Source organism: Lysinibacillus sp. ZYM-1 (assembly GCF_001308875.1).
In the GTDB taxonomy this organism is placed as follows: Bacteria; Bacillota; Bacilli; order Bacillales_A; family Planococcaceae; genus Lysinibacillus.
The window spans coordinates 15,762-40,536 of the sequence record NZ_KQ465133.1; the positions used below are offsets into that span (position 1 = coordinate 15,762).

Genomic DNA, 24,775 nt, shown 5'->3' on the forward strand with positions numbered 1-24,775 from the left:
CTCCTCGTTAAATATCCTGCGAATACATGTTTTTATAAAGTAGTTCTAATTTTTTAGAAAGCTTCCCATAGGCTGTTAGCCAGGCTTTTCGAGCCGCTTCATCGCCATCCGCTTTGTATAAAGCATGCACGTCGGCAACCTTTTTCAAATCACTTTCCGCCTGTGTAAGCTTCGAGTAATTTTTGACAATCTTCTTATCACTAGCGCTTAAAGCATCATAAGCAGTGCGAATTTCTTTTACTCTTCCCTCTAAATCAACTATATATTCACCATTGACAAGGAGAGAATTGATCGATTCAATTAACGTCAAAGCATTTTCATTCGATTGTTGTTGACCTTGTTGCTTTTCGATAATCAATTTTCGGATATCTGCATTAATAAGGCTCACTTGTTTAGACGTAAGCTTTTCAAATGCCTTAATGACAGTGCTTGGGTTAGTGCTAAAGGATTTTTCATATGTCTTCATAAAGGATTCTACTTTTTTCACATCTGCGATTGCCGCTTTTAAAATAGCATAATTAGTAATCAGCTTTTTATCACTTGAGCTTAGGCTACTATATTGCTTAGAAAGAGTATTAATTTTTTCGATGGACACTAAATACTGATCATTGGAAACAATGGTAGCTATTTCATCATTAAGTTGCTTTATGTTTGGTGCATTGCCATCAATAATTTGATTCTTTAACAATGCTTCATATTGATCTTTTGCTAAATGCTGTTGATTAGCAGGTAATTTAGCATACGCTTTTTGCACGGTTTCAATTTTTTTAGCCTGTTTAGCAGCATCTGTTTCTTCTTTAGCTGTTTGAACTTTTTTATAGAAGGATTTGACACCTGAAATATCCTTCTGCGCAGCTGTTAGTAAATAGTAATTTGTTACGTATTTTCTTGCCGCCGAAGACAATTTTTTATAGGATTGTGCTGAAGTATCAACAGCCTTTTCTAATTGATCAAATGTAAATTTAGTGACATCTGCATATTTAGCAATATCAGCCTTCAATGCCTCAGCCGCAGCCTTATCATCAGGTACTTTCCCATCAACAGAACCTTTTGGGGTATTCAGTAAAAAATCGTCGGCATTGTAAACAAGTGATTGCTGTAAAGCCGTAAGCTTGTTATAAGCTTTTAAAGTATTCGTATAGCTTGAATTCAGTTTACTTTCAGTTACACCTGTTGTTCCAGATAGCTTTTGATAAGCATCCATATCTTTAATCACTTTTTCAGCCGTTTTTAAATCCTTTTGTAAAGTAACAAGACTGTCATACCCAATAATTTGGGCTGCTGATGCTTTTGTTAAGCTCTTATATTCTTTTATCATTCGATTCACATTATTGACATGACTTTGCCAAGAGCTAGCGGATGGATTTATTGGATAAAAATCATCACCAATATAGCTATCTATATCATTATTTAATGCGGAAATTTGACTTACTTCAGCACTTTCTGCAGACGTTAAAAGCTGCACGTACGAATCTGGTACTAATTTTAATTGCTTATACGTTAATTTTTCATAGGTAGAACGAATAGACTTTGCAACCGTTACCTGTTTGTTAGGCGTATTGTTGGATGATAATTTATCAAACGATTTAATAAATTGCTCCACTTTTTTAATATCCGATTTGGCTTCATTTAGAATCGTTAGGTTTTGAACAGCGCCACGATAATTTTGTGATAATTTGGCGATATCTGCTTCAATTGTATTCACGACCCCCAATAAAGAATCTTTATCAGAAGGAACATACTGTGAAAGTCCATTTGTATAGGATAGTAAATTAACGATCGCCTGATTAAGTCTTCTTACTTCTTTAATTTCCTCAAGATCATTTGGCTCATTTAATAAATTTTTAATGCTAGTATACAGCGTATCATTTACATCTAAGCTACGCTGTAACAAATCTAACTTATCGTATGCCTCTTCAATTTCTTTAATATATTTAGGCAAATCTTTGTCGTTAATTCCTTCTACTTTGTCCACTTTGTCATTTAATTTATTTATGAGGTCCACATCTGCTAGCGAGCGCTTTAGGACATCATAATTCGACACATTTCCTTTAGCCGGTGCTGATAAAGCTTGATACTTACTTTCTAATTCCTTTACTTTTTCCCCGAATGACTTTATGTCAGTAACATTGTATTTGTTATCATTTAGTAGTAAATTTTTAATTTCATTTGTTAATGTATCTGTTGGTTCTTTTGATATAGAGATTACTGCAGAACGTGGAGATTCCACAAAAGAAGCGCCTACCTGGGCTTTGACTATAACAATAATATCTTTGATTCCCTTTTCAATGGCATCTTTGGGTATTGTATATGTGCCGCCTGAAGCTCCCTCAATAAAAGTGAAGGAATTATCACCATCGCCAAGTTGATAAAACCATTGATAACTATATGTAATTTGACCACTTTGCAATTTTGCTCCTGCTTTATCAGTAACAGTAACGCCAGCTACTTTCACCGCTTCGCCTGGTGCAACAAAATCAGAAGTTGAGTAACCTTCCAACGTTGGCGTTGTAATAGCAAGATCCAAATTATTAATCGCTCGTGTTTCACTTTGATATTTTTTACCATCCGTTGTTGTGGCTTCCACGAAAATTGTTTTACCAGCTGCTTCTACTGGAACTTTTAACGAAGCAGATGTAGCACCTGCAATAGGTTTATTCGTGGACGCATTTGATCCATCTTCACTCGTAACTTTCTCTAGATAATACCATTGGTAGGCTTTGACAATCGCGTTATTTGGTATTTGATCCACTTTTAATGTTTCATTAACAATATTTTGTCCCGTAACCGAAACCGTTTCCGCTGCACTTGCTACAGTGGGTACAATAAGTGCAACTGGGATTGCTGCTGCTGTTAAAAATAATTTTTTATTCAAATCTTTGACCTCCTCAATCCTTCTATTGAATTATATCGGTCACTTCTCCATAATTTCCTTTGTTCAGGGGAAAGTATTCTAAAAAGTGTATTTTCTCCTGTATTCCTATACTTACAATAACAATTTTTTGATATCTCTTCTTTAACAAATGATCGTTTAGCATAGAAAAAACTTGAAAAAACAAAAGCCTTCTAATCCACATTCATAGAAATTACGAAGAGATTAAAAGGTGAAAAAATGTATGCGGTTTCCGATTCATCAGGTAGGTTATCCTCGAATCATATACGTAGGTCGTTTAAGTGTACTATACGCATAAGGATATGGATGTTGAGTTTCACTTACTCGAATACGAATTGTCATCCCCTCTCCTACTTTGCTGTCTAATGAGAATTTCCCATTAAAAGCCTGCACTCGCTCTTGCATACCTTGAATGCCCATTGAATCGGCCAGTATAATGTCATCTATATTACAACCTACACCATCATCGCTATACAAAATTTCAAAGCCTTCTTCGGTGCCTAGTATATGTATTTCAACTGTATTGGCATAGGAATGTTTTAATGCATTGTTTAATAATTCTTGGAACAGTCGATAAATCATTAAATTTAAGCGTTCATCCTCTAAATAAAGACGATCAATGGTATAAATTAATACAAAATCTGCACGTTTATGAATTTTTTGAATCAGCTTTTCGAGTGCTGCATTTAAGCCCAATGTATCTAATAATGGAGGCTTTAAATTTTCACAGTACCCCCGCAAATCATTCAAGGAGGTGATCATATGCTCATGAAGCTTTACAAGTTGGGATGATATATTTTCTTGATCCTTTGTATGCAGTAGGACATCCATTTCTCTTGCAATATGAAGCTGTTCTTGTAAAATCGTATCATGAAGCTCCTGGGCTAGCTGATACTTTTCTTCCTCAAAACGCAGCCAAAGTAATTTATTGAGCCAGGGCAGCTGTCCATTATCGGCCTCTTTCATATGCTTTAACTGATCTAAAAGCTCCTCGACCATTTTCGTATTTTCAATAAAATTATTTAAATATAACAGCAACAATTCTAGCCATAGTAATTCCTCGTCCTTAAGATAAATAGATTTATTATGATCCACAACGAGAATTCGTTTATAATTCGCATCTTGATGAATAAAAGCTATATAGAAATGATCTGTTTTTTTAATATCCCCTAAGCCTAATCGTTCAAGCAAAACCTCATCAATTTCATGTTGAGTGTATTCCTTGGATCTGTTCGTTAACGTAACTTGATGTGTTTGAAAATCATAAGTGAGAACATACACACTTTCCATTTCAAGTTGGAGCACGACCTGCTGGACAAATTTCTCCAATAAATCCTCAATCTTCACAACTCTGCCTATACTATCGACAGTAGTATATAAGCGATGGATATAGTCACCTTTTGTAGAAAACAAAATCTTTCGCTTACGATAATCAATCCGTTCCTTCATATAAAACAACACCATTAATGAGAGGAACGAAAAAAAGAAAAGCTCTGTCATGCGTGTCATGGATAAATCCGTCAATAAATACAGACCACCCAAAAGCCAAATAGTAAAAGCAAATGAGAAATTGAAATAATAACGTATTCGCGATATAAAGTACTCCATATCAAATATACGTTCTGTGAGTTGGGTGAATAAGAAGCTGAAAGGAATGAGCATTAGAAATAGAGAGCATATATCAGCTGATAATAGTTGTTTATGGAATAGTACTTCAGGTAGTGCATAAAGAAATAAAAATGGCAAAAATGGAATGATAATGCTACTTAACAATATTTTTAACTGTGGAGTTTTATACTTGATATATCCTTGTATTATTATTCCTAAAATCACCAGCAATAAAAAGAAAAAGAAACCTAAAATGATGTATGAATTTTCAAAATGAGTTGATGGATAAAGAATACTAAAAACACTGAGTATCACGCCTACGATTGGTATGGTATAAAATAATTTAATTTTTTTAGTAAACAACCATTTTAAATCCATAAATTCAAAATAAATTTTCATAAAGTGTAATAGTATGACTAAACAAAGTAGCATACTGCCTCGATTAATTATTATTCCTATGGGATCTAATCTACTAGATGCACCACTACTAACATAAGCTAAGGAAACAGTTAAGATAAAAAGAATTAATAAATTTACGAGAATTTTATTTTTTTGTTTATAATACAAATAAAAAGTGATAAACAATGTAAGAAGAAAATAACAAAAAGGAACTATTAAAACATTAAAAAATTGTTGAGGTATATCATATAACTTAATATTTAAGTTAATAATAGCTCCATTACCTTTCTTTATTGTCAATTCTCTAGCTGCACGAATTACTGGTTCATACTTTAAATCATGAAGACTATCAATCTGTTTTCCATCAACTTCTAAGATAATATCGCCTTTTTTAATTTTATGTTTTTCAGCCCACTCTTTGTAATATGGCTCTATTAAAATCCATTGCCCATCTTCATTTTTCACCTTCATACTTAAAACAGGCTTGCTGTATGTAACATTTAGTAAATAAAGCCCAAATACCAAATATGTACTTACAGCAAGCCAGAACCACTTTTTATTATTTGAATTTAATACCAAATTGTACTTTTTAAACATATATCTTCATCAAACGAATCCAAAATTGCCTTTTGTTCAAGTTCTGTAATACCAATTAGAGAAGCTTTTTTTTCCTTTAACAATGTTACCAACGACGGATTTTGCTCTAAATATTGAACCATGTTAATCATAAAATCGCCCCATTTCATTAGTTTATTATCTATAGTTACAATTATTTACCAATAAAAACTTCATTAAAGGAATTATTAACCATATTTGTAACTATACTTTCATTATACTATCACTCTCCAATAATTCAACATAATTTTCTAAAAAATCCAAAAAATAATAGAATGTGTAATAATTTTGCTTTATTTCTCCATAGATAGACATAGAAAAAGCTTGCTCCTAATGGTAGGAACAAGCTTCTACACTTTCCATTACAAACAGCCCTCTCTTAGCCACTCGCTTAAACTGGAAGAGACCAGTTTTGCATGGAGTGGATTCATATCGCCACAGTCCACAACAAATACCTGACAATCTTCTTTCTCTAATGCCATTAAAAAAACCATTCCGCCTCCATCATCCCCAACGGCTACATAGCCTTTTGCATATTCGTTCACTTCCCAAGTCTCATTTCTTTCAATAATTTCCTCTGTACCATATATTAACACTCCATTAGTAAGTGAAAAACCATTACCCTCTTGAAGTACGTTTTTATATTGTTGAGGGAGATGAATAGCCATGGTCTGTTCTATCTGCAGAATATCATTCTCACTAGCGGGTGGATTGGCAGTAAAAATATTATGTATAGGATACATTTTGTCACCTCCTCATTAAAGATTTTTTACACCTATGCAGAACAAAATTCATAGAAATCTTCGATAATATCATCAATCTCTTGTTTTTTTACAATTGAATTCAACCATTCACCAGGAATTTCATCCATTTGATTGCACATACCCGCTAAAGCCCCCGTCATTGCTGCAACCGTATCAGTATCTTCTCCTAAATTGACTGCCTTCAAAATGGCTTCTTTGAAAGTAGATGAATTACCAACACACCATATTGCTGCCTCTAGTGAATGTACAATATAGCCGCTTGATTTAATATCATTTTCAGGGATATTTAGAAAGTTCTCATCAAATATTCTTGTATAAGCATTTAACTCTGTGCACAATTCATGCTGTAAATAATTTTGCAACAAGTTATATACCTCACTTAATGCAAACTCTAGTGAATTATTTCGGTATAAACTTAATAATAGCTCAATATAAATGATGGATCCTACTAGTGAACGTGGATGTCCATGTGTGATCTTTGTATATTGTAGAACCAACGCATTTCTTTTATTAAAATCACATTCATTTATCAATACAAATACTAAGGGCGCAATTCTCATTAATGTTCCGTTACCATTATCAAACTCGCCAGTTTTTCCGCAGTACTCAGGCACAATACCTTTTTTATAACTTGATACGGCTTCAGCTGTCGTGATGCCAATATCAAACATTTCCCCAAATGGTGTTAGATAACCCTGCTCCATATATCGTACAAACTTATCCATTAAACTTCGTGTATCGCCTTTTTCTATCATATTTTTGACTAAACATAACGTTAAAGAAGTATCATCCGACCAAGTGCCAGGTGGTTGATTGTAAGTACCATATCCTATCACACCCTCTACATGGAAAGTCCCCCGTTTCTTAAACTCGACAGGCACGCCCATGAGATCACCAACTATTCCACCATATAAAGTAGCAAACAATCGCTCTTTCATCTTTGTATCTACCATAGGATTACACATCTCCTTTCTCTATCAAACATAATATAAAGAAGGCTATTATTGAAGATGTGAAATTTCCCCCAACTTCTGTCCTATAATTAGCGCTGTCTCTTCTATCCATCTCTTTAGCTGATCTTTCTGTTAGAAATCGTAAAAAAGCGTCCACTAAGTACGAATACTTATTGGACGCTTTTAGTTCAGTTCATTATTATGCCTTTTGATAACGAAGTACTGGTGTACGAGCAGCACGTGTTTCGTCTAGACGAGATACGACTGTTGTATGTGGCGCTTCTTGAACGATGGATGGATTTTCTTCAGCTTCTTTCGCAATTTGAATCATCACATCGCAGAATGCGTCTAATGTTTCTTTAGATTCTGTTTCTGTTGGCTCGATCATTAACGCCTCTTCCACATTTAATGGGAAGTATGTTGTTGGTGGATGGTAGCCAAAGTCTAACAGTCGTTTGGCGATATCTAATGTACGAACGCCCAATTTCTTTTGACGATGACCAGATAAAACAAATTCATGTTTACAGTGACGGTTGTATGGCAGATCATAGAATGGCTCTAATCGACGCATCATGTAGTTTGCGTTTAATACAGCATATTCTGTAACAGCTTTTAGACCATCTGGCCCCATTGTACGGATGTACGTATAAGCACGTACGTTGATACCAAAGTTACCATAGTAAGGTTTTACGCGTCCGATTGATTGAGGACGGTCGTAATCGAAATGGTATGTTCCTTCTTCTGTTCTAACTAATATTGGTTTTGGTAGGTATGGAATTAAATCCGCTTTTACGCCTACTGGACCTGAACCTGGACCACCACCACCGTGTGGACCTGTAAACGTTTTGTGTAGATTTAAATGCACGCAGTCAAAGCCCATATCGCCAGGACGTGCTTTACTCATAACGGCATTTAAGTTCGCACCATCATAGTACACTTTACCGCCAACAGAGTGGATAAGCTCTGCCATTTCGATAATGTTCTCTTCAAATAAACCTAGCGTATTTGGGTTTGTTAGCATTAAGGCAGCTGTATCAGGACCTACTACTTTGCGAAGGTCTTCGATATCAACTAATCCAGTTTCATCTGATTTAACGGTAATTGTTTCAAATCCTGCTACTGTTGCTGATGCTGGGTTTGTACCGTGAGCAGAGTCAGGAACGATAACTTTGTTACGGTGACCTTCACCATTTGCTTCATGGAAAGCACGGATCATCATTAATGCTGTCCACTCACCATGTGCTCCTGCTGCTGGTTGCAATGTTACTTCATCCATCCCAGTAATTTCTACTAATGAAGTTTGTAAATCATAAAGAAGCTCCATAGCCCCTTGTGCTGTTGATTCATCCTGTAATGGGTGAACATTCGCAAAGCCTGAAAGACGAGCAACCGCTTCGTTAATTTTTGGATTATATTTCATCGTACAAGAGCCAAGTGGATAGAAGCCAGAGTCTACCCCGTGGTTTCTACGAGAAAGTGCTGTATAATGACGCATAATATCCAGCTCAGATACTTCAGGTAATTCTGCTGCTTCCGTACGTACTAGATTGGTAGGTAATAAATCTCCTAGAGCCACTTCAGGTACATCAAGCGCTTCTAAGCTATAGCCAACGCGGCCTTCTTTTGAAATTTCAAAAATGAGTGTTTGATTTTCGTTATGCATGAAGAGCCCCCATTTCTGCAACTAGTGCATCAATTTCTTCTTTTGTGCGTAATTCAGTAACTGCGATTAGCACATGATTTTTAAGAGAGTCATAATTTTGACCTAAAGGATAACCACCGATTATACCTTTTTCAATTAAGCCTTTATTGATTTCCTTCACACATTTATTCGTTTTTACAACGATTTCATTAAAGTGTGCACCTTGGAATGCTACTGTAAAGCCTGCTGCTTCAAAGGCATTTTTCGCATAACGTGTTTTCGCAATATTTTGTGTAGCCATTTCGCGAATACCTTGTTTACCTAGAGCTGTCATAGCTACAGAAGCTGCAAGTGCAAGTAATGCTTGGTTCGAACAAATGTTAGATGTTGCTTTATCACGACGGATATGTTGTTCACGTGCTTGTAGTGTTAACACATAACCACGACGTCCTTCACCATCCACTGTTTCACCAATAAGACGGCCCGGAACCTTACGCATTAATTTAGTTGTTACGGCAAAGAAACCACAGTGTGGACCACCGAATGCTTCAGAGATACCGAAAACTTGAGCATCACCCACACAAATATCTGCTCCTAACTTGCCAGGAGGTGTTAAAATACCTAGAGCAAGTGGGTTAGACGACACTACGAATAAGCTTTTTGCTTCATGCGCAATATCCCCAATTACTTGAATATCCTCAACCTGACCAAAGAAGTTTGGATATTGAGCAATAACTGCTGCCGTGTTGTCATCAATTAGCTCTTTTAATGCCGCTATATCTGTCACACCATCTTTATGCGGAATTGTTACGATTTCAATAGATTGACCGTAGGCATATGTAGCCACAACATCACGATATTCTGGGTGTACTGTTTCAGATACTAAAATTTTCTTACGACGTGTATGTCCAGCTGCCAGCATACCAGCCTCTGCCAATGCTGTTCCACCGTCATACATAGATGAATTGGCAAGGTCCATACCAGTAAGCTCTGCAATCATTGTTTGGAATTCAAAGATGGCTTGTAGCTCCCCTTGTGAAATTTCTGGTTGATATGGTGTATAAGCTGTATAGAACTCTGAACGAGAAATTACATGGTCTACAATCACTGGCTTATAGTGGTTATAAACGCCAGCTCCTAAAAACGATACATTGGCATTTGTGTCCTTATTTTTAGCAGCAAGTGCTGTTAATTCCTTTAATAAAGCAGATTCTGATTTTGCTGCCTTAATGTCATAAAGTCCTTTAAACCGGACTTTCTCAGGAATATCCTCGAATAATTCATCAACTGAGGATACACCGATTACGTCTAACATTTCTTTTTGATCTTGCTCCGTCATTGGTAAATAACGATGTTTCATAAATGTAGCCCTCTTTTCAACTATTATTTTGAACGCTTGTAAAACGGTGTTTCAACTGTAATTACTTTTAGTTGCTTACCACGGATTTCAATTTCTAATTCATTTCCGATTGTTGCGAATTGACTGTCAATTAACGCGTGACCAACATTACGTTTTGATGAAGGAAGCTGTGTACCTGTTGTGACTTCACCAATTTCCTTACCATCTTTAAACACTTTGTAGCCATGGCGTGGAATCCCTTTATCGATCATTTCAATTCCAACAAGTTTACGCGGAAGACCATTTTCCTTCTGAGCTACTAATGCATCATGACCAATAAAATCTTCTTTATTTAATTTCACAGCAAATCCAATACCTGCCTCAAGAGGAGAAATCGTCGCTGATAATTCTTGACCATACAGTGGTAGACCCGCTTCAAAACGTAGTGTATCTCGACATCCTAGACCAGCAGGGACAACACCTTTGTCTTGACCAGCCTCTAAAATTTTATCCCATAGCGCTTTAATATCTTCTGGCGCTCCATATAATTCGAAGCCATCTTCTCCTGTGTAACCACTACGAGAAACTAAAACTTTATGTCCTGCAACTTCAACGTTCTCTTGGAATCGGAAAAATTTAATAGCACTAACATCAGTTGAAGTTAGGGATTGAAGAACTTCCTCTGCTAAAGGTCCTTGTAGAGCAATTTGTGCATAGGCATCTGATTGGTTGTCAATTGTCACATCAAATTGATGCTGATTTTCTAACATCCAATCGTAGTCTTTTTCGATATTGGCAGCATTCACACATAATAAATAGTGATTGTCAGCTAATTTGTACGTTAGTAAATCATCGACAACACCGCCGTCTTCATAGCACATTGCTGTGTATTGTGCTTGGCCAGCAGCTATTTTTGAAACATCATTAGATAAAAGATTTTGTAAAAAACCTAATGCATCGGGACCTGTTACTAAAATTTCACCCATATGTGATACATCAAATAAACCCGCACGATTACGTACTGCATCATGCTCATCTTTAATAGAAGAGAATTGAACTGGTAATTCCCATCCACCGAAGTCAACCGTCTTAGCACCGTATTTCGCGTATTCTTCAAATAAAGGTGTACGTTTTAATTCATTCGTCATTCTTTTTTTGCCCCCTTATTGTTAGTTACATTTTTACTGGTAGTAGTTCGTCTGCTTTTTGTATTGGTACAGTCATGACTTGGCATTGTAAAGCTTCCATGGAGTACCTATAGACATAAAAAAAGACAGACGAACCCCTTTTCGGGATTCTCTGTCCTTGCACCTGAAAGTTACACCAGACTAACTCGCATGGTTGATAATGCCAATTAGTCGGCTTTCCCCTTTGGTGGCTGTTATTGTTATACTACAGCTCTCTCCAGAGTTGCGTCTTGTACGAGTCCTTTTACCTGAGAGATTCATAGCCATTGCTACTTGCTCCTTCGGTGGCGTCTATACGCGCTCTCCCCGCACAATCATCCGCCCAAGATACATCTTGGTACTATTTAGTATTCAATGAACATTTAGTTACTTATTTGTCTATATCCTAACATTAAATGCATTGAAAAGGCAATCATTTTTTAAAAGATAATAAAAGGCGAACATTTATAATATCTTTCGCACTTATCGTTCGCCTTTAAGCCTTTTTACTTGAAACACTAAATACTCTAAAATTTGACGAATGGTTCTGCCCTCTGTTAGGACCTGAATATGTCCTGCATCGCGATAAAACTTTCTTCTGTAATGATACAGACTTTCTAGCTCCTCTTTTGTCGAGCTCTGTACGATTGGTCTGTTAGGATCATGCTGAACTCGTTTATAAATATCCTCAAACGCCGCATCTAAAAAAAATACTAAGCCACTACGTCTCATAATTTTTCGATTTTCAGCATTGATTGCAACGCCACCACCAGTAGAAATGATACAAGCCTCATCTCGGAAATTTTTCAAAAATTCTGTTTCTATTTCTCGAAAATGGGCCTCCCCGTATTTTTCAAAAATCTGTGGAATGGACATTCCTTGCTGCCGCACTATCTCATGATCCATATCGTAATATGGCATCTTTAATAAATAGCTTAAACGCCTTCCTAAGGCACTTTTTCCACTACCCATAAAACCAACTAAATATATTTTTCGCAATTCGAATCACCTTCTTATAACTACGATTCTACACTGTCTGACAAAATTTGTCCCAATAAATTTATCGTAGCTTGAACATTCAATTTTTCGAGCCCATCATATGTTCGAAACTGCATTTCATACGACATATAATATGCAAGAACAAAAGTAGTTACAAAAAATAATAATGCAATTGCGATTAAAAAAATAGCCCCTCTGTCATTTTTTAATAATTGGTACATAGAAAGTTCGCTCCTTTTGTATACCATTAGGCATTTCGACCGCTACTGTCAGCATATTTCCACTATAGTTGAATTGGCATTTATTGATGCCATTTAGCATGGGGACATGTCCTCCATTTACTTGTTCACGAATGATATTACGATAGCAATCAACATGATGGACTGTTTCTGTTGTTTGGAAAGTAATTCTTTTTTGGTCTCCCCGTATAGAAAACGCTAAAATATCCTTTAATTCTTTATTTAAATCGTACACAAACAGCTCCCATTTCGACTGTTCATCCGTTTGCATGGTTGAGGTCATTTCAGCATACCAGAGCATAATTAGTACAAAAAGATGAGAAACAAGTACAAACACAATTAATTGAAACATTGCTTCTAATAATGTATAGCCCTTCTCATTATTCATAGACACCGCCTGTAAATTGAAGGCATTTTTGGCGGGGCTCATGTGCATTGTGAAAACGAACACAAATCCCTTGACCATTAAACACCCATTGATAATCGACCTGCTCAATGGTCCTCGTACCTTCAGATTGTTGTACAGCTTGAAATAATTTCAAGCCTTCATAAGCTGTTTCTGCTGCTATCATTTCCAGCTTTTTATTCGTAAGGTTAGTTTTCATCGTATAGGTAATGGGCAATAAGGAACTACAAAGTAACATCAGGATACCGAAAGCCAAAATAGTTTCTACAAAAGAATAACCTGATTCATTCAATTCTCGCCCTCCCTCGTCCTAATGTAATAATTACCTTTTTCTTACCCTGTGGTGTTTGAAATGCAATGGTGCCAGCTGATAAGACATTGCCATTGTAATTATAAACAACTGTATAAAGTGAGCTTTCTGAAGGCAAAAATTCAACTCCTTTTGGGAAGGGACGTTCATATAGATTGGAATAAACATCTTTTTGAATAACGTAGCGCTTTGTTGAGCTTTCAAATTTCATCGCGATATATTGTCGTTGGTTCATGCTATAGGTTTGAATATACTGAATGTCTAGTTGAATTTGAGTAAAAAATCGCTCTAATTCCTTTGACTCTGCTAATTTTAAAGAGAACTTGCTAACAATTGCTGTTAAAGTCATAACAAGAAATAAAACAATCAGCATTTCGAGAATGGTAAAGCCCAAATCATTACGTTGCTTCCTCATTAGCCATTTGTACCCGTATCTACTTTAGCATTCGCTAACCGTACCTCTCCTTCATTGGTAATTACTATTTCTTCTTTATTTGGACACGTTGTTTCATTTTCTTTCAAATAGCCTTCCTTTACTAAATCCTCCAATGTGGGATACGCCATAAAATCCACTCTATAGGCCTCTACTTGCCCCTGTACCATGGCGACATAGGCCGAACATCCCTTCTCATCAATCGTAGCAAAGTGCTTTGTAACATTTGGAATTGTGATTAAAATAAGGACCGATATAATTAACAAGACAATCAGCATTTCAATTAAAGTAAAGCCATTTTGTTGTTTGATACGTCTCATTCTGCTCCTCCTAAACTAAATCAATCATATGATAAATTGGTAATAATAAACTGACATAGGCTGCTACTATACATATAGCAATAACAATAAAGAAGCTTGGTTGTATGAAAGCGAGCATCTTATGCAACAGTTGCTCCTGCTTTTCCATTAATAATTCGCTATACAGCGTGAGTTCTTTTCCTAAATATCCACTCTGTTCTCCATGTTCTACAAAAGTAGAAAAATCCTTGTGAAAAACAGCTACTAACTGTACGGCTTGTGTCAATGACTCACCAAAGATTACCCTTTCTTTAATACGGCGCGACAGATGCTGTAGAAAAGGTTGAAACTGTTGTTCCTCTAAAATTTGGAGACTAGCCTGCAATGAAAACCCACTCTGCAGTAAACTTCCTAAATAAGCAGCAAATTGCCTTGTCGACGATAGTCGGATATAGATATGAAAAAGAGGGATTTTCAAAAGTATTGTTAGTTGTTGGGGAATGGGCTGCCGTTTGAGATAGAAATGGAAAATCAATAAACTGACTATCACAATCAAAACTGTCACCATAACAAAATCGGGGATATGCAGTAACATATTAGACAAAGCAATACTTGTCTCCTTAGCTGCCATTGAGCGGCTAGATACCATTCTTTCAATATTAGGTAAAAAAATTGTTCGAAATACAAAGAATAGCAACAATAAAAATAAAATTAGGATGACAGGATAAATAAGCAATTTGATTAATTTTTTCTTTGTCCTCTCATTGATAATCATTTGCTTTGCCACACCTTTTAATGCTTCAAGTATATGCCCATTGTTTTCTGCCACCTTAATTGCAACTAAATGGTACTTAGCCAGCTGTAATGTTTCCAGAATGCTTGTCACGCCTACACCTTGTCTAAATTTTTCATCAATTTGTTGCTGTATGTCCTCATGTGCCTCAACATGATGAGGTAGTAGCATCGAGATAGCCTGTGGAAATAAATAGCCTTCCTGCATTAACACAGATAAACGTTGGATTAATTGAGCTTGCTCTCTTACACGCCACTTGGTAGCTCTGTTGTAATATAATTGAAAATTATCGATGTATTTTTGTAACTGCATAATGACTCTCCACCAATTCCTTTTGTCCCATTAATGTTTGTTCGTATGGAAGTTTATAATTCCCCTTTTTCTGAATAGCTGTAATGGCCTGATTCAGATCAACATCAGATAACATTTCATACAAGGCACGACGTTCATCCTGTAAAGCTGATGACTGAAAAAGCATTTGTGCAACAATACCGATGACAGTTTGCCGAAGCTCCTCTATGGAGACCCCTAAGTCAATTAAGCGGTAAAGACAGCTAATGGAATCCTTTGCATGGATAGTTGAGACAACTAAATGACCCGTCAAACTTGCCTCAATGGCAATCTTCGCCGTTTCTTTATCTCTAATTTCACCAATCATAATCACGTCAGGTGAATGCCGTAATATAGCTTTTAACCCCGTAGCATATGTAACGCCTGCTCGCTCGTTCACCTGAATTTGAAGTAAATTTGCTTGGTTATTTTCTACTGGATCTTCTAAGGAAATCACATGCCTATTTAATTCTGTAGAACAGTAGTGGATTAAAGAATAGAGAGAAGTAGACTTACCAGAGCCTGTTGCTCCTGTAAAAAACAAAAGTCCTTGTCGATTCTGTACAAGTTCCATTAATTTGTGGGCTGCGCTTTTAAAAAAACATAGGGAAGTTAGTGGAAATGCATGATTTTGGAGAAGTAAACGGATAATGAGACTTTCCTTTGAAAATACGGAAGGAAGTGTAGATACTCGAAAGGCATAAGGCTTTTGTGCCATCGCTTTTTGAAAGGAGCCACTCTGAGGTTTTCGACGCTCACTTATATCTAATTGGGCGAGAAACTTATAATAGGATATCATCCGTTCTGCAAGGTCATTAGGTAGTTCACCAGCGTGGAGAAGCTTGTCATATTTCCGAAAATAGATTCGATATTCAATGTTGGTTGGCACCAGTAATAAATCGGATGCACCAAAATGATAGGCCTTTAGTAAAAGTTGCTCACATTTTTGTTCAACGACTATTTCAAAATTCTGCATATATGCACCTCTCTTCTAGTTCATTCGAATATGACCGCGCTATTCGTTATTTCCTAGTATAAGTAGGATTTTCCCACGAGAAAAGCCCTTTTCTGAAAATAAAAATTTGTTATGAAATTTCCTATTAATCATGTTTTTTGCTATAAAAATGTGGATAAAGTGCAATTTCTCACTAAAACAGAACATAAATACATGAAAAAATTAATATTTATGCCGAAATGAACTGTATCTTTTTCAATAATACAATATAATAGAATCAACATGATTATTTTCCTAACACTGGGTAGAGAAACATAATTTTATAAAAAACTAATGAGGTGAAGCATATGATCCATCCATTGAAAATTACTAGCACTTTAGCCGATGAAACTAGATACTCTATTTATGAGTACATATTGCAAGAGAAAAAAACAGTGACAGTTCAACATATTGCTGATCAATTTGGCATCCATCCAAATGTTGCTCGACTCCATTTAACGAAGCTTTCAGAAATTAATATTATCTCTGCAGACTATGTGAAAACAGGTAAGGGTGGTCGACCCGGCCGCGTTTATAAGGCTTCAGAGAAAGGTGTATCATTAACATTTCCAAGACGTGATGAAGAGCGTTTACTGAAATGGACGATTCAATTAGTTCAAGACCTTGGACCATCTGCCTTAGAAAAATGTCAGGAAATTAGCTATCAAGATGGTTATCAGCAAATGAAACAAAGTATAAGCGCTGAATTGACAATAAATAATTCCATTTCCTTCGACGAGAAACTTCAGCTATTAACTGACAATGCCGCATTAATTGGCTATGTTCCACAAATTCAACAAACAGAGCATGGCAAAAAGGTGATATTCTCCATTTTTAATTGTCCATTCCAAGAACAACTTACGACATATTCAGAGATTGTCTGCTCACTACATGAATCCTATTTAAAAGGGCAGTTAGATGCGCTATTTTCTAAAAGTGAATTTATACAAATTGAAAGTATGATACATAATTGTGATTTATGTAAATATGAAATAAACGTGACAGAAATCGAAAGCTAGTTAAAAAATCCATTTGTTTGTCACAAAGACGAATAAGTTCCAGTTTACAGACACCTTTCCTATCATTTATAATGAGTAAGAGATTATTGTGTCGTGGGCAAAAGGAGGGGAAATTTCATGGATAATATGTATAAAGTTATGGCATTCTGGACAGGTATATTTGCCGTTATGTTCTACCTTGGTGGTATGAACGAGGTATCGCTATTATTCTTAGGTAATACAGGTTTATTCTTATTATTAGGCTTCTTAAACCTTTCAGAACGTATGTACATGTACATTTTCGGAGCATATTTAACTGTATTCTTCGCTGGCTTCACGTACTATACAACATTCATTCACGTACCTGGTGGCGGTCATTAATACAAAGAAAAAAGCGTATCTCACTAACATTGAGATACGCTTTTTTATAGACCATACTTTTTTAAAATCCATTTAAAAACGGATTTGTCTCCATTTCCGAACTGACAGTTGTATAATTACCATGACCAGGATAAATGATTGTATCTTCAGGAAGCGTTAATAATTTATCATGGATAGATGCTAATAATATTTTTGTGGACCCACCTATTAAATCCGTACGTCCTACACTTTGTTCAAAAAGTGTGTCCCCCACAATAGCAAAGCCGTCATTTTCAAATACATAAGAAATACTACCAGGTGAATGTCCTGGTGTAAAAACAGCTCGAAAAACAAAATTACTCATTTCAAATTGCTGTTCTTCTTTGATGATAGTGTCTTGTGCCGGTGCAGCCACCCTATAATCTGGTAATGCGGCATATTTACTAGAACCATTCTTTTCTGGATCTCCTAACCAGCTAACTTCTTTTTCATGAATCCATACAGGTACATTAAATGCTTCTCTTACAGCATCCACAGCACCGATATGGTCAAAATGTGCATGTGTTAAAAAAATGGCCAACGGTTTTAAACCATTGCTACGGATTGTTTTAATAATACGCTCCGCTTCTTCACCTGGATCAAATACGATACACTCTTTTTCTTTATTCGATACGATATAGCAATTCGTTTGGACTGGACCAAGAGAAAAACTACGTACGTTCATCATAGATATCACCTCAATGTTCTATTATACAGGCTTTGCCACAATTTGACGATAAATGTTCATAGTTTGCGTTATATTAGTTCTCGACAAAAACAAGTAGAACGTTTACAATTAAGGAGGAATATTGTTTACGACATTCATTTTCTGATGTCGAAAGGAGTGTCTATTTTTAATGAACTTATTAATGGTTATTTTTGGTCTAGTAGCGATTTTAGCTGTAGTTGGTACATTCCAAGCAATTAAAGAAAAGAACCTTTTAAGCGTTGTTTTCAACTTATTAAGTGCTGTCGTGTTCGGATGGTTCGTCATCATGACAATCATTCATAGTGGTTATCCACCAACATTACACTAAATTTCAGACAGAAAAAGAGCAGTCTCCATCTGAGATTGCTCTTTTTTCTTTGAAATCAACCAATTTTATTTATTTAATTTTAGAAATCTCTTCTTGCCAATTTGTAAGACATCATCATTCATTAAAACTCGAGATAGATCATCGATAGCAATTTTTTCTCCATTCAAGGAAACGCCATTTTGTTTGATGAGTCTTAAAAATTCACTCTTGCTCTGAATAAAACTGATAGTAATTAATTGTGGTATGATATCCTCTATTCTTTCCTTATCAATTTCTAGAAGCAATATAGGAATGTTATTCGGAATACCCTTCCTTTGAAAAGCTTCTTCAAAATAAGATTTTGCACCCTCCATGGCAGCATGACCATGATATAAAGCTGTCACTACCTCTGCTAATTGTAATTTTAGATCGCGTGGATTCTCTACCATTTGAAGTCTATCTTGAATAGCCTGCACTTGTAGTGGATGCTCATCTGTCGCTAATTCGTAATATTTTATAATGAAAGTATCTGGTATTTCCATCACTTTTTTAAACATCACCTCAGGCGCTTCATTGACGCCAATATAATTCCCTAAGCTTTTACTCATTTTTTCCTTACCATCTAAACCTTCTAGTAATGGCATAAAAATAGCAATTTGTTTTTCCAGCCCTCGATGTCTTTGTAAGGTACGTCCCATTAGAATATTGAACGTTTGATCTGTTCCTCCTAATTCAATGTCAGCTTTTAACTCTACAGAATCATATGCTTGCATGAGTGGATAGAAAAATTCATGAATGCCAATTGGTATTTGCTGCTTGTATCGCTTTTGAAAATCTTCACGCTCTAGAATACGAGCAACAGATGTAGTGGCTGCTAGCTGAATGACTTCTTCAAATGTTAATTTTGCTAACCATTCACTATTGAAACGAACAGTAGTTTTCTCTTCATCTAGCACTTTAAAAATTTGCTCACAATATGTTTTGGCGTTTTCTTTAACCATTTCATCACTTAACGCCACACGGCCTTTAGATTTCCCCGTAGGATCGCCAATACGGCCTGTAAAATCCCCGATGACAATAACTGCCTGATGCCCTATATCCTGCATCTGTTTTATTTTTCGTAAAACGACTGCATGACCTAAATGAATATCTGGTGCGGAAGGATCAAGTCCCAACTTTATCGTTAATGGCTTTTGCTCTTGAAAAGAGCGCTCTAATTTTTTTAGAAGCTCATGTTCATCAACAATTCTGTCAGCCCCCTTTTTAATAATTGCTAACTGCTCCTTTGGTGTTAAAAACATACAAAACATCTCCTTGTAATATTAAAAAATTAATATTGCAAGATCTATAAGAGTTCATTAATCTAACGACGGCTGTTACTCTAATTTGGCATAGATATTGTGGCTGTCCAAATGCATAAAAAAACGCCCCTTAGGATTAAATCCTAAAGGACGTTTATGAACGTGTTACCACCTTATTTCGAGAGCTATTCACATAGCGCTCCTCCATTAGTACAGCCGCAGCGATACTATTGCAATGATTACGGATGCAAACCCGTCGTAGCCTACTAAAATTTCGGTACGCAGCTCCAAGATGTATTCACTTTAATATCCCCTTGCGCCTCTCAGCAACCGGCTACTCTCTGTCAGTTCCATTAAAGTTACTTGTTCTTTTCTATGCCTTTAACTCTTATACTCCGAAATGTGAAAACAAATCTTCGTTATGCAGATATTTACACTAATTATAATCACTTCAACAAATTTGTCAATTCTACAATGTAAAAAAGAGATCTCATGATGAGATCTCTCTTTGTTTACTTGACTGATTCTTGTTTTAAGTTACCTGTCTTTTCATCATAGAAACGAAGCAGATCTCCATTAATGATGGCATCAGAATTTTCGAGTTCCATTGTTGCACGATCAGCATATGGCTGACATGGCTCCACATCGATTTCTTCGCCAGTTGATTTGTCATAGCAAGCTTCACCAGCATAAACGTATTTATCTGTAATAAAGCGTCCATCACGGAACACGACAAAGTTCTCATGCTCTGGAGAGAATAAATCTGCACCCATTTGCATATCTTTTGACGTTTCAACGCCAAGAAGGTGTAAAATTGTTGGACGTAAATCCATTTGTCCTGCCATTTCAGTCATTTCTTTACCATCATCAGATCCTGGGATGTGGATGAATAAAGGTACTTCTTGTAGTAGTGCATTATCAAATGGTGTAATTTGATCTTTTCCTAAATATTGTGCCATCGCTTTGTTATGGTTTTCTGAAATACCGTAGTGGTCACCATACATAACGATAATTGAGTTATCATAAACACCTTGATCTTTTAATTGTTGGAAGAAATCTTTTAAAGCTTCATCCATATAACGTACTGTTTGGAAGTAGCGATTTAATGTTCCTGAGTTTGAATCGTATTCAGGAATCATGATATCTTCTGGATCCAATGTAAATGGATAGTGATTTGTTAACGTAATAAGTCTCGAATAAAATGGTTGGGGCATATCTTTCATTAAAGCAGCAGATTGCTCTAAGAATGGGGTATCTTTCATTCCCCAGTTAACAGCTTGCCCTTCTTCCACTGTATAAGAATCTATATCATAGAATTTATTGATTTTTAATGATTGATACATGATGTCACGATTCCAGAATGATTTATTATTTGGGTGCATGACATTAGTAAAATATCCATTTTCCCCAAGGCGTTCTGCCATGGAGTTATACGTATTTCCACCATGTGTGAAGAATACTGCACCACGACCTAAACCAAACAATGAGTTTTCTACAATAAACTCTGAATCAGATGTTTTTCCTAGACCTGTTTGGTGATAGAAGTTACTGAAATAATACGTATCTTTATCTTTTGTTAAAGAGTTTAAGAACGGCGTAATTTCATGGCCATTCATGTCATTATTAATGACAAAGTTTTGTAAAGACTCCATAGACACAACAATTAAGTTGCGGCCTTTATATTTCCCAAACATTTCTGGGTTGACTGCTGCCTGATTAGAGCGAACATAGTTGTTTACTTCAACTAATTCACTACCATCCGCTAACGCACGTTGGGCAGATGATTTAGTTTGAATATAAATATCATACAAATGGTAATTGTACGTACCAATGTTTTTCACAAGCAATTCACGGTCAAAACTACGTGTTAATAATTGTGGACGCTCTGTTTCGGCTAAACCTAAATTTAAAAATGACATAGCAATCGCCAACACAAAGAATGCACGACGGAATTCCACATTAACTTTGAACGAATTTTTCATTTTTGGTATAAATTTATTCGCTAAGATTAAAATAAGTACATCGACAAAATATAATACATCCCAAGGCTCTACAATAGCTGCTACTGAAGTACCTAAGTCACTAAAGTTACTTGTTTGGAATAATACCGGTAGTGTAATAAAGTCATTATAGAAACGATAGAACGCTACATTTCCGTAAAGGACTACTGATAAAATTATGCTTATCGTAATTAAATAACGGTTTCTAGCTTTTGCTGATTTAAAGAATAGTGATAAACCATACGTAAATAGCAAGAAGCTTAATGGGTTAATAAATAAAATAAATTGTTGCATTGCATTTTCAATTTTCATCTCAAAGCTTGTGTGGTAAACAATGACCGTTTTGATCCAAGTTGCTATAATTGCTAGTATCATAAATGAATGTTTAGGCCACTTTATTGTTCTCATTCCTAACATCCTCCCTACTTCCTTACAAAAAAATAATAATTTTTTACATTTTGTTACTGAAACAAAATATATCTTAATCCATTTTTTACAGATAATCAACACATATCTTTTGGAAAATTTACGCTCCTCGCTCGTATATGCACCAGATATCTATATATACGTTTTACAATGTAAAAAGTTTCGTAAAAACATAAAAACAGCGGTAACCCACTGTTTTTAAGAATATTACATACATGTTACATTAATTTTACAATACCCCATTACATTGTATTTCAAACATTACTTTTTATTCTCTTTCATACGAAGTTTTGTTGTTTCTTGTCGAATTAGTAATAATGCCATTTGGTAATCTTTTATGTCTAGTACATTCGCTTTATAGAGCTCTCGTATTTCATCCTCCATTAACATCAAATCGCCAATAGGGTCTCGTGTATAAATATAAGTGCCATAAGTTTTCAAGAGTTCATAAATATCTAACATTTTATCCATTTTCGTTCGCTCCTCGTTGTGCTAGACAGTCAATACGTTCTGTTGGTGTCACAATGATGTCTACAGGGCAATCATGTTCCTCGGAAGGTACACGATTAACGATCTGTTCATCAAAAAGTAAAGACATCAATTTACCCTTTTTATAGTTTAATACATAGCGATCATAATAACCACCGCCGTACCCAATTCGATAGCCAAAACGATCAAAAACAACACCTGGTACAAGGATGATATCCATCTCATTTGCGTCAACTAACTCACATTTCTCGGGAATAGGTTCACGCAAATGCATATATACTGTTTCAAGCTGAGCAAATGATTCAATGGCATAAAATGTCATTTCTCTTGTTTTGGGGTGGCACTTTGGCACAGCGACCTTTTTCCCAAGCTGCCATAGTTCTTCAATTAAAAGAATTGTGTCGACTTCTGGCTTATTAGAAATGGTAATGCCAATAATATTTGCTTCTATTATATATGGTTCCTGCAGCAACTTTTTTACTACAGCTATAGATTGTCTAAGATATACTTCTTCATCCATAGTCGCAAGCATTTCTCGTACCTTGTTTCGTAATGTTGTTTTATCCACCCAGGCTACCTCCTATATAGTAAAACTTCGCATCCCCTTAGAGCAATTTCATTGAAATTGTTTCATAAAATGTAGAAAGCCAAAACCACTTGTGGTTTTGGCTTAATGAGCGATTACTTTGTTTCACGGTGAAGAGTGTATTTCTTCTCGCGAGAGCAATATTTTTTAAGTTCAAGACGCTCTGGATTGTTACGCTTGTTCTTTTTAGAAATGTAGTTACGTTCGCCGCAATCTGTGCAAGCTAAAGTAATGTTTACGCGCATCATTAACCCTCCCACTCTATATCAAGAATTTAAATTTGAGCATGATCTATACGACTAACCTATTATAACATAAACTAAAAAAAAATCTACCTTCATTTCATATTAAGTTTGCATATGGTAAAATATCTTATAATTACATACTACAACGAGGTGAAACTATTGGATTTATCCATCATATTAATGAGCGTTGGAATTCTTTTGATCGTCATATCGTTCTTTTTCAAAAATAGCACGAAAAAAGTCGAGAAAGATGTCGAAGAATTATCCATCTCAATATTCCAAGAAACGAATAATTTGAAACGTCGTTTGAAAATTGTAGAGGAAGAACTACTATTAGAACCAGAGTTTCAAGTAAAATCTAAATCAATACCAAGTCCTAGCGTTCAAAGTCCTAAAGTTCAACAAGTTATGCAAGCTGTTCAACAGGCCGCACTAGCTTCAAAAGCAGCGCCTAATCCATCGCAAGCAAAGCCGATTCATCAAATTATTGTTAGCCAGGTACTCGAATTAAATAAACAAGGGCTTTCTGTAGGAGATATCAGTATACGCTCGAATTTAACAGAAGAACAAGTTCGTCAAGTGATTGCAAACGGAGGTCGATAATAGATGAACAAGTCTACCATCCGTGCATTTGGCCTAGCCATTTTTGTTGTCGGGGCTTTGCTAGCACTTGCAAGTCGCTTTGATGTGAATATTGGGCTACCAGCAAAAAGTTCTTCCAATCCGCAATATGTTGAAGAACTGCAAAATAAGCTAAATAAGGCAGATCAAGAAATTGCTGCGTTAAAGAAACAAGTAAAACAAGTACATACTACTGAAGAAACTTCTACTACAGATTCTTCAGAACAGCCTGCTAAAGAAACAAGTGCAGATGGTACAACAATGACACTGCAAATATATAGTGGAATTACACCATATATTGTTGCCCAAAAGCTTGAAGATGGTGGCATTATACCTAATAGTGTTGAAATGGAGTTACTACTCGCTAACGCAAGATATGCACGTAGCCTACAAATTGGCGCTTATGAAGTCAATTCTTCCATGTCTTTAGAGGAAATCGCAAAGTTGATTACAGGGAAAAAACAATAATAAAAAGCTGTCGCCAGATATCCCATTTAAGAATGAGGCGGCAG

At 35.9% G+C, this 24,775-nt stretch carries 26 protein-coding genes, 1 riboswitch and 1 other annotated feature; of the genes, 5 read left to right on the forward strand and 21 right to left on the reverse strand.

From position 1 onward, the window contains the following. Positions 1–7: 7 nt before the first annotated feature. From AO843_RS18590 to comGA, 15 genes are all read right to left on the reverse strand, one after another. On the reverse strand, positions 8–2,875 hold the full coding sequence (locus AO843_RS18590) for a hypothetical protein (protein ID WP_054612580.1): 2,868 nt from the start codon (positions 2,873–2,875) through the stop codon (positions 8–10). A gap of 267 nt (positions 2,876–3,142) precedes the next feature. Further along, a complete protein-coding gene (locus AO843_RS18595; protein ID WP_054612581.1) occupies positions 3,143–5,497 on the reverse strand; it encodes an ATP-binding protein in 2,355 nt (784 codons plus the stop codon). Beyond that, positions 5,470–5,628: a competence pheromone ComX gene (gene comX / locus AO843_RS18600; RefSeq protein WP_054612582.1), complete on the reverse strand. Its 159-nt coding sequence runs from the start codon at positions 5,626–5,628 to the stop codon at positions 5,470–5,472. The genes AO843_RS18595 and comX overlap by 28 nt, the downstream gene beginning before the upstream one ends. Before the next feature lie 249 nt (positions 5,629–5,877). Then, a complete protein-coding gene (locus tag AO843_RS18605; protein WP_054612583.1) occupies positions 5,878–6,258 on the reverse strand; it encodes an SMI1/KNR4 family protein in 381 nt (126 codons plus the stop codon). A 32-nt stretch (positions 6,259–6,290) separates the two neighbouring features. After that, positions 6,291–7,232, reverse strand: a complete 942-nt coding sequence (locus AO843_RS18610) for an ADP-ribosylglycohydrolase family protein (protein ID WP_054612584.1) — start codon at positions 7,230–7,232, stop codon at positions 6,291–6,293. Positions 7,233–7,431: 199 nt separating this feature from the next. Further along, positions 7,432–8,895 carry an aminomethyl-transferring glycine dehydrogenase subunit GcvPB gene (gene gcvPB, locus AO843_RS18615; protein WP_054612585.1) on the reverse strand — a complete coding sequence of 488 codons (1,464 nt, stop codon included), beginning with the start codon at positions 8,893–8,895 and terminating at the stop codon, positions 7,432–7,434. Next, the gene (gene gcvPA / locus AO843_RS18620) at positions 8,888–10,234 is read right to left on the reverse strand and encodes an aminomethyl-transferring glycine dehydrogenase subunit GcvPA (RefSeq protein WP_054612586.1); all 1,347 of its coding nucleotides are present in this window, start codon (positions 10,232–10,234) and stop codon (positions 8,888–8,890) included. The genes gcvPB and gcvPA overlap by 8 nt, the downstream gene beginning before the upstream one ends. A gap of 23 nt (positions 10,235–10,257) precedes the next feature. After that, on the reverse strand, positions 10,258–11,361 hold the full coding sequence (gene gcvT, locus AO843_RS18625) for a glycine cleavage system aminomethyltransferase GcvT (protein ID WP_054612587.1): 1,104 nt from the start codon (positions 11,359–11,361) through the stop codon (positions 10,258–10,260). Between the two features lie 265 nt (positions 11,362–11,626). Continuing rightward, positions 11,627–11,718: riboswitch (glycine riboswitch) on the reverse strand. Positions 11,719–11,862: 144 nt separating this feature from the next. After that, entirely contained in the window at positions 11,863–12,378 is a 516-nt protein-coding gene (locus AO843_RS18630) for a shikimate kinase (RefSeq protein ID WP_054612588.1), read from the reverse strand. A gap of 198 nt (positions 12,379–12,576) precedes the next feature. Beyond that, a complete protein-coding gene (gene comGF, locus AO843_RS18640; protein WP_054612590.1) occupies positions 12,577–13,005 on the reverse strand; it encodes a competence type IV pilus minor pilin ComGF in 429 nt (142 codons plus the stop codon). Then, the gene (locus AO843_RS18645; protein ID WP_054612591.1) at positions 12,998–13,315 is read right to left on the reverse strand and encodes a hypothetical protein; all 318 of its coding nucleotides are present in this window, start codon (positions 13,313–13,315) and stop codon (positions 12,998–13,000) included. The genes comGF and AO843_RS18645 overlap by 8 nt, the downstream gene beginning before the upstream one ends. Further along, positions 13,308–13,748 carry a competence type IV pilus minor pilin ComGD gene (comGD, locus tag AO843_RS18650; protein ID WP_054612592.1) on the reverse strand — a complete coding sequence of 147 codons (441 nt, stop codon included), beginning with the start codon at positions 13,746–13,748 and terminating at the stop codon, positions 13,308–13,310. The genes AO843_RS18645 and comGD overlap by 8 nt, the downstream gene beginning before the upstream one ends. Continuing rightward, entirely contained in the window at positions 13,748–14,086 is a 339-nt protein-coding gene (comGC, locus tag AO843_RS18655) for a competence type IV pilus major pilin ComGC (protein ID WP_054612593.1), read from the reverse strand. The genes comGD and comGC overlap by 1 nt, the downstream gene beginning before the upstream one ends. Positions 14,087–14,096: 10 nt before the next feature. Further along, entirely contained in the window at positions 14,097–15,170 is a 1,074-nt protein-coding gene (comGB, locus tag AO843_RS18660; protein WP_054612594.1) for a competence type IV pilus assembly protein ComGB, read from the reverse strand. Next, the gene (gene comGA, locus AO843_RS18665; protein ID WP_054612595.1) at positions 15,145–16,164 is read right to left on the reverse strand and encodes a competence type IV pilus ATPase ComGA; all 1,020 of its coding nucleotides are present in this window, start codon (positions 16,162–16,164) and stop codon (positions 15,145–15,147) included. Before comGA ends, comGB begins: the two co-directional genes overlap by 26 nt. 326 nt (positions 16,165–16,490) lie before the next feature. On the opposite strand from comGA, the gene AO843_RS18670 reads away from it, so the two are divergent. Together AO843_RS18670 and AO843_RS18675 are read left to right on the forward strand one after the other, a co-directional pair. Next, positions 16,491–17,201, forward strand: a complete 711-nt coding sequence (locus AO843_RS18670) for a helix-turn-helix transcriptional regulator (protein WP_054612596.1) — start codon at positions 16,491–16,493, stop codon at positions 17,199–17,201. A 117-nt stretch (positions 17,202–17,318) separates the two neighbouring features. Then, on the forward strand, positions 17,319–17,561 hold the full coding sequence (locus AO843_RS18675; protein ID WP_004231035.1) for a DUF2626 family protein: 243 nt from the start codon (positions 17,319–17,321) through the stop codon (positions 17,559–17,561). Between the two features lie 61 nt (positions 17,562–17,622). On the opposite strand, the gene AO843_RS18680 is transcribed toward AO843_RS18675, so the two are convergent. Further along, a complete protein-coding gene (locus AO843_RS18680; protein WP_054612597.1) occupies positions 17,623–18,267 on the reverse strand; it encodes an MBL fold metallo-hydrolase in 645 nt (214 codons plus the stop codon). Between the two features lie 169 nt (positions 18,268–18,436). Here AO843_RS18680 and AO843_RS18685 point away from each other — a divergent pair, with 169 nt between their 5' ends. Further along, positions 18,437–18,616, forward strand: a complete 180-nt coding sequence (locus AO843_RS18685; protein WP_054612598.1) for a DUF2759 domain-containing protein — start codon at positions 18,437–18,439, stop codon at positions 18,614–18,616. Between the two features lie 65 nt (positions 18,617–18,681). On the opposite strand, the gene tyrS is transcribed toward AO843_RS18685, so the two are convergent. From tyrS to rpmG, 5 genes are all read right to left on the reverse strand, one after another. Then, entirely contained in the window at positions 18,682–19,896 is a 1,215-nt protein-coding gene (gene tyrS, locus AO843_RS18690; protein WP_054612599.1) for a tyrosine--tRNA ligase, read from the reverse strand. A gap of 143 nt (positions 19,897–20,039) precedes the next feature. Continuing rightward, positions 20,040–20,281: a binding site (T-box leader), on the reverse strand. A gap of 127 nt (positions 20,282–20,408) precedes the next feature. Next, positions 20,409–22,304: an LTA synthase family protein gene (locus tag AO843_RS18695; protein WP_054612600.1), complete on the reverse strand. Its 1,896-nt coding sequence runs from the start codon at positions 22,302–22,304 to the stop codon at positions 20,409–20,411. Between the two features lie 279 nt (positions 22,305–22,583). After that, positions 22,584–22,793, reverse strand: a complete 210-nt coding sequence (locus AO843_RS18700) for a YqgQ family protein (protein ID WP_054612601.1) — start codon at positions 22,791–22,793, stop codon at positions 22,584–22,586. Further along, on the reverse strand, positions 22,786–23,379 hold the full coding sequence (locus tag AO843_RS18705; protein WP_054612602.1) for a 5-formyltetrahydrofolate cyclo-ligase: 594 nt from the start codon (positions 23,377–23,379) through the stop codon (positions 22,786–22,788). Before AO843_RS18705 ends, AO843_RS18700 begins: the two co-directional genes overlap by 8 nt. Positions 23,380–23,492: 113 nt before the next feature. Further along, positions 23,493–23,642, reverse strand: coding sequence for a 50S ribosomal protein L33 (gene rpmG, locus AO843_RS24180; RefSeq protein WP_008408521.1), 150 nt, complete (start codon positions 23,640–23,642; stop codon positions 23,493–23,495). 150 nt (positions 23,643–23,792) lie between these two features. Here rpmG and AO843_RS18710 point away from each other — a divergent pair, with 150 nt between their 5' ends. Together AO843_RS18710 and AO843_RS18715 are read left to right on the forward strand one after the other, a co-directional pair. Continuing rightward, complete coding sequence (locus AO843_RS18710; protein ID WP_231630203.1) at positions 23,793–24,245, forward strand: hypothetical protein; 453 nt, start codon at positions 23,793–23,795, stop codon at positions 24,243–24,245. A gap of 3 nt (positions 24,246–24,248) precedes the next feature. Continuing rightward, positions 24,249–24,731 carry a hypothetical protein gene (locus AO843_RS18715; protein WP_054612604.1) on the forward strand — a complete coding sequence of 161 codons (483 nt, stop codon included), beginning with the start codon at positions 24,249–24,251 and terminating at the stop codon, positions 24,729–24,731. Positions 24,732–24,775 lie beyond the last annotated feature (44 nt).